We start from the raw sequence: 14,518 nt of genomic DNA, 5'->3' as shown, positions 1-14,518 counted from the left end.
ATCAAAAAATTACACTCAAAACTCATCACTCACAATTCAGCACTCATACTTAACTGTTCCCTAGTAAAAAAGCATTTATGAAAAAATTACTCATAGGATTTATCTCATGCACACTAGCATTGCCCCTGACATCTGAAGCACAAGCTTGGAAAAAAGGGCTTCTGTTGGATGAATTTGTGGTAGAAAATCCACCTTTTCCCGAAAGTCATGCCTCTACAATTGCTGAAACACCCACAGGTTTAGTTTCAGCGTGGTTTGGAGGTACCAAAGAACGCAATCCAGATGTGTGTATTTGGGTAAGCCGCCAAGAGAATGGCAAATGGCAAGCGCCACAAAACGTTGCCAATGGCATCGTCAACGACACTCTGCGCTATGCTTGCTGGAATCCAGTTTTGTACCAAATTCCTAATGGCGAACTTTTACTTTTCTACAAAATAGGCCCAAGTCCTGCAAAATGGAAAGGTTGGCTAAAAACCTCTGCCGATGGTGGCAAAACCTGGTCAGAGGCAAGAGCTTTACCAGAAGGATATATCGGACCCGTGAAAAACAAACCTGTTTTGTTATCTAATGGAAATCTATTTTGCCCAAGCAGTACCGAAGGCACACTGGGCTGGCGTTTGCATTTTGAGGTGACCAAAGATGGTGGAAAAACGTGGAGACAAGTCGGACCTATCCAAGGAGATAAGGATACGCAAGGAATCCAACCAAGCATTTTAGATCATGGAAAAGGCAAATTGCAAATTTTAGCGCGAAGCAGAAATAGAGCCATTTTGACCTCTTGGTCGTATGACAATGGAGAAACTTGGACTCCTTTAGCAAAAAGTAATTTGCCCAATAACAATTCAGGTACAGATGCCGTAACAGCCTCAAATGGAAAACATTATTTGATTTATAATCACGTATTGCCTCCTGGAGATTTGGCGAAAGGACCAAGAACACCCCTGAATTTATCGGTTTCAAAAGATGGAATCAATTGGTCAGCCGCCTTGATTATCGAAGATTCTCCTATTAGTCAATATTCCTATCCATCTATTATTCAAACCAAAGATGGATTGTTGCATGTGATTTATACTTGGCGTAGACAAAAAATTAAACATGCTGTTATAAACCCAAAAAAACTTAAAGTTGTCAAAATTACTGATGGAAAATGGCCTATTGTAAAAGGTTATACTGCTCCGCAAGGAGGCGAAATCACAAAAGACTAATCCTCAGAAATACCTTAATTAATATGAATACGCTTCAAAATGTAAGTATTTACTTCCCGAATAAATTGGTGTTTGGTAGCGGTGTGATCAACCAAATTGCCGATGAATTGAGTGGATACAATGCCCAAAAAGTTTTATTAGTAACAATAGAACCTATTCTAAAAGCCTTAGAACCGCTTTTAGCAGATATAAAAACTCGACAAATCGAAATACAGATTGATACTAGTATTGTTCAAGAACCTACTTTCGAAGACTTTTTTACATTAATGAAAAAAGTAGAGCCATTCAACCCCGACGTAGTACTTGGTATTGGCGGTGGAAGTGTGCTAGATATTGCCAAATTAGTAGCTGCTCAGCTTGACAATCCCCAAGAATTAAGAGAATATGTTGGTATTGGATTGTTAAAACAAAGAGCCAAAAAGCTCATTTGTGCGCCAGCCACAGCGGGAACAGGAAGTGAGGTTTCACCCAATGCTATTTTAGTAGATAGTCTCGATAACCAGAAAAAAGGCATTATTAGCCCTTATCTAGTTCCTGATGCGGTATATGCTGACCCTTTGTTAACTGTAAGTGTACCAGCAGGTATCACAGCAGCCACAGGGCTTGACGCTCTTACGCATTGTTTGGAAGCCTATACCAACAAATTTGCCAATTTGTTTATCGATATGTATGCTTATGAAGGGATGAAGTTGATTGGAGCACATATTGTCGAAGCTGTACAAAATGGTAATAATGAGCACGCACGTGTACAGGTTGCCATGGGAAGTTTGCTAGGAGGTTTTTGTTTAGGTCCTGTCAACACGGCTGGAGTACATGCACTGTCTTATCCATTGGGAAGTTTATATCACTTACCGCATGGTTTGTCAAATGCCCTTTTGCTACCCTTTGTAATGGAATATAACCTTGTGGCAGCTCCCGAAAGATATGCTAAAGTGGCAGAAGCTCTTGGCTGTGAGCCTATTACTGACACCCTCGAAATGGCGAAATCGGGCGTAGCCAAAGTGCGAGAACTTATCAAGGCTTGTGGGATTCCTGCTACCTTACGTGAAGTAGGAGTATCTCGTGAAGAAATTCCGCAAATGGCGAAAGATGCCCTAAAAATTCAACGGTTATTAAAGAATAATCCAAGACCAATAGAAGAGACTGACGCTATTCAAATTTTTGAAGCCGCCTTTTAAACTCCTAATTAGGACTGTACGAAGGAATATAATACCTATCCATTTCGGATATCGGAAGTTGGATTTCGGAAGTGTAATCTACTATTTTTTGTAAAAAATAAAGGTATTGTATTTCCGAAATCAAAAATCCCAAATCTGCAATAGCTTGAAAATCTCCCAATCATAAATCCTTAAATCAACTGTTCTCGATGAACACGATATAAACTACCCCATGAGTATTCAAAAAAAATATAGCGGAATAGTGGTACCAGCGGTAACGCCTCTAACTGAAAATTTTCAGTTGGATCATGGTGCCGTCGAAAGTATGTTCGATAATTTCTATCGTAATCATGTTTTACCCTTTATTCTTGGAACCACTGGAGAGTCGGCATCTTTACCCTTTGAATTAAAGGCAGATTATGTGAGACAAGCCGGAAAAAATAAACAAAAGGGTACAATCTTGTATGCTGGTATTGCCTCTAATTGCCTTGAAGAATCTATCAAGCTAACCAAAATTAGCGAGCAGGCGGGCGTAGATGTTGTAGCTGCAACTTTGCCCTCTTATTATGCGCTGACCGAGAGTCAGATAAAGCGCTATTTTGAACAATTGGCAGATGCCATTCCTTTGCCATTGATTATTTATAATATTCCTGCCACCACGCATAGTTCTGTTCCTCTAAAAATTATCGATGAATTGAGCTATCATAGCAATATTATTGGCTTAAAAGACTCTGAAAGAAATATCGAACGCCTTCATGAATCACTTAACTTATGGCGTCACAGAGAAGACTTTAGTCATTTTATGGGATGGGCAGCCAAATCGGCTGAAGCCATGTTATTAGGGAGTGATGGCATTATTCCAAGTACAGGAAATTTTATTCCAAGCATTTATCACGAAATGCAAGAGGCTGTTATTCAAAATGATACTAACAAAGCCCTTCGTATGCAAGAGCTTTCTGATTTGTATGGAAGTTTGTATCAAAAAAGTCGTACACTTGGCGAATCTCTTTGGGCTTTAAAAGTATTAATGTCAACACATCAACTGTGTCAGCCAATTGTGATGCCACCACTACAAGGTTCATCACAGGAAGATTTATTAAGATTGCAAGAAGCTTACGCACAAGCACTCGAAAGTTTAGCATTGTCAGAATAGATACATACTTTAGGCAAAAAAGTTTACATTTTTTTATGTATAACACTTTTCAACTTTTAGCTTACTTCATAAAGCTTTGAGCCTATTGCAGGCAAAATTAAAGTCTTAATAGATTGATAATAAATCACTTATCCATGAATAATCAAACATATTGACTCATTAACTCATGTTATTTTGAAAAATAGAATTTGATTAAACTATCATATAAATAATTGATTATAAAACCTTTAATTCACCATTCACTCATTCATAATTCAACATTAAAAATTCTGCATTAGTACTTATGTCATCATTACCAATTATCGGAATCACCATGGGGGATCCAGCCAGTATTGGCCCCGAAATCGCCATAAAAGCCTTATTAGATCAAAATATTTATCAAACTTGTCGCCCACTATTGGTGGGTAGCGCCAAGGTTTTTAGCCATATCATTCAATTATTAGGTCTCAAAGCCTCGATTAACCCTATTAAATCGATAAAAGATGCGCAGTTTCAGTTTGGACAAATTGATGTCTATGACCTAAACAATGTGGATATGGATACCTTGCGTTTTGGCGAAATTTCGGCTATGTGTGGTGAAGCTTCTTTTCAAGCCGTAAAAACGGTTATTGAATTAGCCTTAGCCAATGAAATCAATGCGACTGTTACTGGTCCTATCAACAAAAAGTCTATCAACGAGGCTGGTCATCATTTTGCGGGACATACCGAAATTTATGCGCATTACACCAATACAAAAAAATATGCCATGCTTTTGGTTGAAGATAAACTAAAAGTAATCCACGTATCCACGCACGTATCGTTGCGTCAAGCTTGTGATTTGGTGAAAAAAGAACGCATTCTACAAGTAACAGAATTGCTACATACAGGTATGAAACGTTTGGGCGAAACCAATATGCGTATCGGTATTGCAGGTCTAAATCCTCACGCTGGCGATTCTGGTTTGTTTGGTACCGAAGAAGCTGAAGACATTGCGCCAGCAGTAGAAGAAGCTTTGCGTTTGGGCTATGAAGTAGAAGGTCCTGTTCCGCCAGATACTTTATTTGCCAAAGCAGCTACAGGTTATTATGGTGGGGTAGTAGCAATGTATCACGACCAAGGACATATTCCTTTCAAACTAACTGGTTTTAGATGGAATGCCGAAAAAGGTCAAATGGATAGTGTAAAAGGCGTAAATATCACACTAGGTTTACCCATTATTCGTACATCTGTTGACCACGGAACAGCTTTTGAAATTGCAGGAAAAGGCATTGCTAGTCCTGACGCTATGGCATTAGCTATTGAAAGTGCTATTCAATTGAGTAAGAATAAGTAAAACATAAGGGACAAAGGCACAAAGTTTTTCCTCTGTCACTCTATCACTTTTATTCATTTTCTAATAGTATTGTACGAAAGATTGTAAGAACGATGTTGGGTTTAAGAAGCATAAGCTTCTATTTTTTGTAAAAAATAAAGGTATTTTACTTTATTTCCGAAATCAAAAATCCCAGATCTGAAATAGTTGGAAATCCTTCGTACAGTCCTAATTTTCTAACTATGATTCTTGTCATTGCTGACGACCTCACTGGTGCAGCCGAAATAGCTGGGATTGGGTTGAGATATGGGCTCAAAGTAAGAGTTTGTACAGAAATTATTCAAGAAGCAACAGAGGATTTGTTAGTCATTTCAGCAGATACTCGTTCGCTAACTGAAAATCAGGCAATTGCCAAGGTTGAGTATTTAATTCAAACCAGTCAACAGTTTAAGCCTAGTTTGATTTATAAAAAAATAGATTCAGTGCTTCGTGGTCATGTTTTGGCAGAAATTAAGACTATTCAACATTCTCTTGGTCAAAAAAATTGCTTAATTATTCCTACCAATCCATCCATGGGGCGGAGAATACAGGATGGAAAATATTATATAGGTGATAAATTAGCACATGAAACGGCGTTTGCGCATGACCCAGAGTTCCCGATTCAGGATAGTGAAGTAATGAATATGCTTCGTGCCAAGCCAACTGATAACATACAAATATTAGCGCAACCTTTGTTACCATTACGAGGTACAATTATTGCTGAGGTTACTCAAAAAGAAGATTTACAGCAATGGGCAGCACAATTTGCACAAATTGACCTGTTGGTCGGCGGAGCTGAGTTTTTCGCCTCAATTCTATCAAATTTAGGGTATAAATCTATTTCGAAGGTCTTTTCAAAGAACAATACTGCTCAGAAATGTCTTTATGTGAGTGGAACAACTTTTAGTGATAGCGTTGAAAAAATACAAAAGTATGCCAATCAACAAGGTGGCGTTTGCTATTTACCCAAGGAGACAACCAGACAACCTGTTGATTTAAAAGAACTTAATCAATCATTAAACCGTTGGGCGAGCGAAATCGTACAATGCTTTAGTCAACATCAGGTAGTTGTTATGGCTATTCAAAAACAGTTGGATACGACCAAAATATCTCCTGCTGAACTAGCTAAATTAATGGCTAAAGTTGTCAAAAAAGTATTGAATCAAGTACATTTAGCAGAAATACTCATCGAAGGAGGTGCTACGTCAGCCGCAATTTTAGCAGAGATTCCATTACAGAACTTTCTTCCCACCGAAGAATTTGCTCAAGGAGTCATTCGTATGCAAAGCCTCGAACGTCCGAGTACCTATTTAACACTCAAACCAGGAAGTTACGCATGGCCACCAGCCGTGACGTATGCTCAACTGTAGAAAATCTTTATCACCAACCCATGAACCATACATTACATGCCATTGATTATGGCATTATTTTGTTTTTTTTAGGATTGACGTTATACTTCGGTTTTATTTTCGCCAACAAACAAAAAACAACTCAAAACTATTTTCTTGCGAAAGGTAAAGTACCTTCTTGGGCCATTGGTATGTCCTTGTTGGCTACTCTTATCAGTAGTGTAACTTTTTTGGGATACCCTGGTGAAGGTTATTCTTCCAACTGGATTTTATTGGTACAAGGCTTGATGGTTCCCATTGTTTTACTAGGAACAATATGGTTTATCGTGCCTATTTTCAGAAAAGTCATTGGACTCAGTACCTATGAGTATTTCGAGAAACGCTTCGGACGCTTTGCTCGTTATTATAGCTCCTCTTCATTTATCCTTCGTCAATTTTCGGGTATGGGAACGGTATTGTTCCTGATGGCAATTGCATTGGGCAATCTTACTGGACAATCTCCTTTACTAATCATGCTAGTGATTGGCGGAATTATCATTTTGGTCAATCTCAAAGGTGGTATAGAGGCCGTTATTTGGCTCGACGTATTCCAAGGTTTTATGCTTTTGGCAAGTGGTATTACCTGTCTAGTCGTTTTATTATATTCTATCAAAGGTGGTTTTTCGGAAGCATGGCAAATTGCCTCTAGCAAAGGTCACACAGGCTTTGGACCTTATGAACTAGATTTAAGCAAATTGACTTTTATCGTGATGGTAATCAATGGAAGTTTTTATGCTATTCAAAAATATGGAACAGACCAAACTGTTGTTCAGCGATATCTAACCGCCAAAACAGACCGTCAAGCTATCAGAGCCTCACTTATGGGTATTTTCTTAACCGTACCTGTTTGGATGATGTTTATGTTTATTGGAACGCTACTTTTTGTATTTTACCAACAAAATCCACTTCCTGAAAAGGTACAAGCCGACGCTGTATTTCCTTATTTCATGATGACTCAATTACCAACTGGCGTGGTAGGTTTTATTCTTTCTGCCCTAATATCAGCGGCGATTTGTAGCTTAAGTGCCGACCTAAATTCATTGGCTGCCGTGGGCGTAGAAGATTATTATAAAGTATTGCGTCCCAACCAAAGCGATGAAAGTTATTTGAAAGCCAGTAAATGGATTGTCGTTCTTTCAGGTGTCATTACCCTTCTTATTGGCGCTCTATATCTGAGCACTGGTAGCGAAGGCGTGCTTGGAATTGTATTCACACTTTATGCGATATTTTCAGGAGGAATTGTTGGTATTTTCTTGTTAGGCTTACTCAGCAGCCGTGCCAATACACAAGGAGTAAATATTGGTATTTTTGTCTGTATTCTCTTTACTGCCTACGCTTTTTTGACATCTACTCAAATTGGATTAGGTGACCAAAAATCATTACTATTAGATTTGGGAGCATACAATTTCCCACACCATAAACTCATGTTGGGCGTTTATAGTCACCTGATTGTGATAGTAGTAGGATATGTAGCAAGTCTATTTTTTCCAGCACCTAATTGTGATAGAAATTTATTGCTCAAAGGTTGGTTTGAGGATAGAAAGAAAAAATAATACCATAATCAATTTTCTAAACTTAAAGCTTATGAAAAAACTCCCTTTTTTGCTTTTGGGTTTATTTTTTGCCCATATTCTTAGTGCTCAAAATTATCAATTATGGTACGATAAGCCTGCTCAGAAATGGACAGATGCTTTACCAATGGGAAATGGGCGTATTGGAGCAATGGTTTTTGCAAATCCATCACAAGAGCATATTCAATTCAATGAAGAAACACTTTGGACTGGAGAACCTCGTGAGTATAATCGAAAAGATGCCTATCAATATTTGGGGCAAATTCGTCAGTTATTACAAGAAGGAAAACAAAAAGAAGCAGAGGCTTTAGCCGAAAAGCAGTTCATGGGGCTCAAAAGCAATGAAGGCAAGCGAGAAACTTGGATTGCAGAGATGTTGGCTTTGAAAGGAATATCTGGAAATCCTTCACAAATAAACTTTGATGACTCTTCATGGAAAACGATGACTGTGCCATCCTATGAAGGTTGGGAAGCGGTCGGCTATGAGGGGCTCGATGGAGCTGTTTGGTTTAGAACAACGATTGATATTCCAGCAGGTTGGGAAAATCAAACGCTCGTATTGGATTTGAATCGTATCCGAGATTATGATTATACCTATATCAACGGAAAGTTGATTGGTAGTTCACAGCATACTGAAGGGCGTAAATATCAAATTCCTGCCAATACTTTACACGTAGGAAAAAACTTGATAGCTATCCAAGTATTGAACTTTTCCGATAAAGGAGGTATAGCAGGCTACAAAGATACTTCTCGCCATATTGGTATATATCCTGTGGATCAAGAGGATAAAAAAATCTCTTTGAATGGTCAATGGAAATACTTTATTCAAAGCGATGAAGCGCCAGCAGTAGGCAAATATCAAGCAGATTACCAACCATTTGGTGATTTGTATATCAATCTTCTGCATGGAAAAGAATATCAAAACTACCGTCGCTCTCTTAATTTAGCGACTGCCGAATCACAAACTGAATATTCTGTTGACAATGTAGTTTTCAAAAGAGAGTATCTGGTAAGTCAACCTCATCAGGTACTAGCGGTGAGGCTTTCTGCCAACAAAGCTCATCAAATCAACTTAGAGAGTTTTTTGACTAGCCCACATAAAAACTATAGTTTTAAATCTCTCGGTAACAATACTTGGGAGTTGTCGGTCAAGGTTCGAAATGGCGCCTTATTTGGAAAAGCCTATTTACAGATCCAGCAAAAAAATGGCTCTGTAGAGGAGCAAGCAGGCAAAATCGTCATTAAAGGAGCAGATGAAGTCGTTTTTTGTTTGACCGCTGCCACCAATTTTATCAATTATCAAAATATTTCAGGAAACCCTCAAAAACGTTGCGAGGAAGTTTTTAGCAAACTAAAAGGAATATCTTACGAGCAAATTCGAAAGGCACATCAAGCAGAGTATCAAAAATATTACAAACGTTTTACCATCGAGTTAGGTCAGGATGCCAAAAGTCATTTACCTACGGATGTTCGTTTAGCGAATTTTGGCAAAGACAATGACCCATCTTTCGCAGCATTATATGTACAATACGGACGCTATTTATTGATTTCAGCTTCACGTGCAGGAACACAACCTTCTAACTTACAAGGTATTTGGAATGATTTGTTGGCTCCACCTTGGGGAAGCAAATACACTACCAATATCAATGCCGAAATGAACTATTGGCCTGCAGGTGTTTTGAATCTTATTCCTACTCAACAGCCTCTTATACAAATGATTACAGATTTGTATAAAGCTGGTAAAATTACGGCAAAAAATTACTACAATGCCCGTGGGTGGGTGGTTCATCACAATACAGATTTATGGCGAGGAACAGCCCCTATCAATGCCTCAAACCACGGTATTTGGGTGAGTGGTGCAGGATGGTTGAGTCAGCATTTGTGGGAACATTATCAGTACACGCAGGATAAAGAGTTTTTAAGAAAAACGGCTTATCCTATCATGAAATCGGCTTCAGAATTTTTTGTAGACTTTTTGGTAAAAGATCCTAAAACAGGTTGGCTTATCAGTACGCCTTCTAATTCACCAGAACAAGGTGGATTGGTAGCTGGACCGAGCATGGATCATCAGATTATCAGAGAGTTATATAAAAATACGATTAAAGCCTCGCAAATTTTAGGGATAGACAAAGCCTTTGCTGATACACTGAGTCGACAATACAAACAAATAGCCCCCAATCAAATTGGTAAGCATGGGCAATTGCAGGAATGGCTACAAGATTTGGACGATCCAAAAAATAATCACCGCCATGTTTCACATCTTTGGGGCGTACACCCAGGACATGATATTGGTTGGGACATCGATTCAACGATGATGAAAGCCGCTCGACAATCACTTATTTATCGTGGTGACGAAGGTACAGGTTGGAGTTTGGCTTGGAAAATTAATTTCTGGGCAAGATTTCATGAGGGCGAGCACGCTTTACAATTAGTCAAAATGTTACTCAGACCTGCCACAAGTGCTGGCGGTTCATACTTAAACCTATTTGACGCCCATCCGCCATTCCAAATAGATGGCAATTTTGGTGGTGCAGCAGGTATTGCCGAAATGCTTATCCAAAGCCAAACAGATATTATTGAGTTATTACCTGCCTTACCCAAAGACTGGTCAGAGGGGAAAGTAAAAGGCATACAGGCTAGGGGAGGATATATCTTGAGTTATGCTTGGAAAAATGGTAAAATCAAAGAATTGAGCCTTACAAGTAAGGAGACTACCACCTGCAAAATAAGAATTAATCAGGTTGTACATACCCTCAAGCTACAGTCTAATAAGCCCTACCTCATCGAATTTTAAACTTTTCTAGTAAATACTTCAAGAAGTTACTGAAGCGGTCTAAACTTTCATAAACTTGCTTGCGTAAGCAATGAATTTATATTGTTTGAGCGTAGCGAGTTTATAAATTCTTGAATTTTTTGTTACTTTTTGTTTCAAGACAAAAAGTAAGACGAAGAATCAATCAATGAAATATGTTTTTTGAAAAATTTAAATAGCTCCACTGTTAACACGAGATATTTTCATAAAAGTATCTCGTGTTAATTTTGTACAATACTTTGAAAAAATCTTACCGAAAACATCGCTTTTACCTACCTATTTTTGTACAATAATTCTGATAAAATTCATTTTACCGATATTTACCTATGTTCACCAGAAGAAGGTATTGTACAATCTTGATATTCTTTCTAGGATTCTTATTTTCTGCAAAAGCACAAAGACAAGATATTTCCCTCAATGACAACTGGCTAACCACCATTCATGAATCCAATATTCATACGTATGATGGATTTGAGAAAAACACGTTTTCAACTCAATCTTGGACATCTGTACAAGTACCTCATAACTGGGATCAATACGATGGTTATCGCCGTTTGACACATGGCAACAAACATGGATACGCATGGTATCGTAAAAGTTTCACCGTCAATTCTTCTCATAAAAACAAGCGCTATTTTCTTTATTTTGAAGGTGTTGGCTCTTATGCAACTATTTGGCTCAATGGAAAGTTACTAGGCACACATGCGGGTGGGCGTACTACCTTCCAACTAGATGCCTCGAACTATATTTTACTCAATAATCAAGAAAATATTCTGGCAGTACGCGCCGATCATCCTGCCGAAATTCAAGATTTACCTTGGGTCTGTGGTGGATGCAGTACCGAACGAGGTTTTTCTGAAGGCTCACAGCCGATGGGGATTTTTCGTCCTGTGCATTTATTGATTACAGAACCTATTCGAATAGCTCCCTTCGGCATTCATATTTGGAATGACACAACAATCACAACACAAAAAGCTCAACTCTATGGCTCAGTAGAAATACAAAATCTCAGTACTAAAAAATCTTCTATTAAAATTGTTCATGAACTACGAAATCAAGATAATCAACTGATTGTCAGCAGCAACAATATTCATTCTCTTGCAGCCAAAACAACAGAGACCATTCCCATTTCATTGCCAAGTGTTACCAATCCTAAACTTTGGTCGCCAGAACAGCCCTATTTGTATCAAATGGTGACGAAAATTTATGAAAATGGAAAACTATTAGACATCCAACAGACCTCTTATGGTATCCGAGTTATCAAATGGTTAAAAAAGCCAAACGGACAAAAGCAATTATTAGTAAATAATAAACCATTCTTTATCAATGGCATAGCAGAATACGAGCATCTTTTGGGCAATAGCCATGCCTTTAGTGCGGAGCAAATTAAGACTAGAGTTGACATGGTAAAAGCCGCTGGATTCAATGCTTTTAGAGATGCACATCAGCCTCATAATTTGCGTTATCAAGACTATTGGGATAAAGATGGGATTTTATGGTGGCCACAAATGGCAGCACATATTTGGTATGATTCGCCAGCGTTTCGACAAAATTTCAAGACGCTATTAAAAGATTGGGTAAAAGAACGCAGAAACAGTCCTTCCATTATTCTTTGGGGACTCGAAAATGAAAGTACTTTGCCTGAGGATTTTGCCAAAGAATGTACCCAAATTATTCGTGAACTTGACCCAACAGCTTCTTCCCAACGATTGGTAACAACCTGCAATGGAGGCAAAGGCACCGATTGGGATGTGCCTCAAAACTGGACAGGAACTTATGGTGGAGATCCCACAAAATATGCAGAAGATCTTGAAAGACAGGTTCTTGTTGGAGAATATGGCGCATGGAGAACGGTAGACTTACACCAAGAAAAACCAGTAGCAGGAACATTTAGCGAAGAAGCCATCGGAGAATTAATACAACTAAAACTTCGCTTGGCCGAAGCTGCCAAACAAAATTCCGTAGGACATTTCTTCTGGCTATTGACCTCTCACGATAACCCTGGGCGTGTTCAAAGTGGAGAAGCATTGCGCGAATTAGACAGAATCGGACCTGTCAATTATAAAGGCTTATTAACCCCATGGGAAGAGCCAGCCGATATATTCTATCTATTCAGAGCCACTTACGCTCCAGCTAAAACCCAACCAATGGTCTATATTGTCTCTCACACTTGGCCTGACCGTTGGACTCAAACGGGCATAAAATCAGGGATAAAAGTGTATTCAAATTGTGACGAAGTCGAATTGTTTAATGACCTAAATGTTTCACTTGGAAAACAAAAAAGAGGGGAAGAAAGCGTATTTACTTGGAACAAAGTTGCGATTCAATACAATATGCTAATTGCCAAAGGCTACGTAAATGGAAAAAAAGTGGCAGAAGATTTAATTCAATTACATCATTTACCAATGGCTCCTGATTGGTCTGCTCAAAAGAGTCTAACAAAAAGCATTATTACCCATAACCCACAAAAACACTATTTCTACCGTGTCAATTGTGGTGGCGATTCCTATACAGACAAAAACAAATCTATGTGGCTAGCAGACCAAGCCAAAACCAATCAAAACTTATGGGGGTACATTTCTTGGGCGAATGATTTTGAGGGTATTCCCAAAGCTTATGCGAGTCAAAGGAGAACCTTTGACCCAATCAACAATACCACAGACGATGAATTATTCCAGAGTTTTAGATATGGGCGAGATAAACTTTCCTATCAATTTGCCCTACCAGACGGTCATTATGAAGTGGAATTATATTTTATCGAGCCTTGGCATGGCACAGGTGGTGGTTATGACTATTCGGGTTGGCGTTTGTTCGACGTGGCATTTAACGGTAAAACTGTTCTCAAAAATTTGGATATATGGAAAGAAGTGGGTCATGAGGCAGTGTTGAAAAAATCAATTCCATTTCAAGTAAAAGGCGGAAAGCTAAACATTTCTTTCCCACAAATCGCCTCAGGACAAGCCATTATTTCGGCCATTGCCATTGCTAGTACTGAGAAGAAAAGTACCTTTTCTGCAAGTTCAAATACTTTGATTTCATCATCAAAAACTATCAAAACTTGGCTAGATACTGGCAAACCACTTTTTAAAGATTCACAAGAAAGTTATGTGGGCTTACCACCAGTTTTATACGGGGCAGAATACCTATTTTCTGAAAAAAGTGAAAAATTGTACAAACTTGCTCTGAATGAGATAGGAGATATTTATGTCGGAATAGATTCTACAAAGGCATTACCAAAGACTTTAGAGGCATTTGAAAATACCCAAAGTTATATTCAAAGCACCCAAAAAGTATATCGAGTTTTTAAGAAAAGAGTTCAAGCAAAAACAGAAGTGGAATTAAATTTTAACGCTATTGATGCAGAAGCACTCATTTTTGCCTTGCCAGCAAGTACTTTGCAACCACCATTTGACCTAAAAACTACGACAACCTACAAGGCTGTCGATGCAAAAGGAATAGGAGAGGGGATTCAAAAAAAGGCTTTCTTAGGCAAAGAACGCATGAGTATTGTCAAAAAAGGTCAAAATTCGATTCAATGGACTATTTCTACTGGTGTTGCTGATACCTATTCTTTAACCATCAAATATCATAATCCTACCTCTGAACCAGTTTATGGCAAACTAAGCATTAGTCTGATTGATGGCACCATTATCAAAAGTAATGAAAGGGTTACCCTAGCACCAACCAAAGCAGGTAAATGGAATTATGTAAGTACCACAACAGGAACAATGATTAATGCAGGGAAATATCATATTGTTCTAGAATTGGATGACGCAACAGAACTTCATTTGGATGCCTTGGATATCCAGTAAGATATATGCTAATATCGTATAATTTAATATAAAAATACTATAAATTTTACTAGATAAAGTACTATAATTTTGTATCAGCCTCCAAGGGAA

The 14,518-nt window shown here is 38.4% G+C and carries 8 protein-coding genes; all 8 read left to right on the top strand.

Features of this window, described 5'->3' with window-relative positions; all coding sequences use genetic code 11:
• Positions 1 to 77 precede the first annotated feature (77 nt).
• The 8 genes from QM491_RS07740 (at position 78) to QM491_RS07705 (ending at position 14,428) form a co-directional block, all read left to right on the top strand.
• On the top strand, positions 78 to 1,205 hold the full coding sequence (locus QM491_RS07740) for a sialidase family protein (protein WP_283326897.1): 1,128 nt from the start codon (positions 78 to 80) through the stop codon (positions 1,203 to 1,205).
• A 23-nt stretch (positions 1,206 to 1,228) separates the two neighbouring features.
• Positions 1,229 to 2,383, top strand: coding sequence for an iron-containing alcohol dehydrogenase (locus tag QM491_RS07735; RefSeq protein ID WP_283326895.1), 1,155 nt, complete (start codon positions 1,229 to 1,231; stop codon positions 2,381 to 2,383).
• Between the two features lie 211 nt (positions 2,384 to 2,594).
• Positions 2,595 to 3,515, top strand: a complete 921-nt coding sequence (locus tag QM491_RS07730; protein WP_283326893.1) for a dihydrodipicolinate synthase family protein — start codon at positions 2,595 to 2,597, stop codon at positions 3,513 to 3,515.
• Positions 3,516 to 3,798: 283 nt separating this feature from the next.
• Entirely contained in the window at positions 3,799 to 4,827 is a 1,029-nt protein-coding gene (gene pdxA / locus QM491_RS07725; RefSeq protein WP_283326891.1) for a 4-hydroxythreonine-4-phosphate dehydrogenase PdxA, read from the top strand.
• A gap of 221 nt (positions 4,828 to 5,048) precedes the next feature.
• The gene (locus tag QM491_RS07720) at positions 5,049 to 6,215 is read left to right on the top strand and encodes a four-carbon acid sugar kinase family protein (RefSeq protein ID WP_283326889.1); all 1,167 of its coding nucleotides are present in this window, start codon (positions 5,049 to 5,051) and stop codon (positions 6,213 to 6,215) included.
• Between the two features lie 20 nt (positions 6,216 to 6,235).
• Positions 6,236 to 7,786: a sodium:solute symporter family protein gene (locus tag QM491_RS07715; RefSeq protein ID WP_166550775.1), complete on the top strand. Its 1,551-nt coding sequence runs from the start codon at positions 6,236 to 6,238 to the stop codon at positions 7,784 to 7,786.
• A gap of 31 nt (positions 7,787 to 7,817) precedes the next feature.
• Positions 7,818 to 10,598, top strand: coding sequence for a glycoside hydrolase family 95 protein (locus QM491_RS07710; protein ID WP_283326886.1), 2,781 nt, complete (start codon positions 7,818 to 7,820; stop codon positions 10,596 to 10,598).
• A gap of 374 nt (positions 10,599 to 10,972) precedes the next feature.
• The gene (locus tag QM491_RS07705; RefSeq protein WP_283326885.1) at positions 10,973 to 14,428 is read left to right on the top strand and encodes a malectin domain-containing carbohydrate-binding protein; all 3,456 of its coding nucleotides are present in this window, start codon (positions 10,973 to 10,975) and stop codon (positions 14,426 to 14,428) included.
• The last annotated feature ends 90 nt before the right edge of the window (positions 14,429 to 14,518 follow it).

Source organism: Flectobacillus longus (assembly GCF_030056705.1).
Lineage (GTDB): Bacteria > Bacteroidota > Bacteroidia > Cytophagales > Spirosomataceae > Flectobacillus > Flectobacillus longus.
This window is presented reverse-complemented; position numbering and strand designations above follow the sequence as displayed.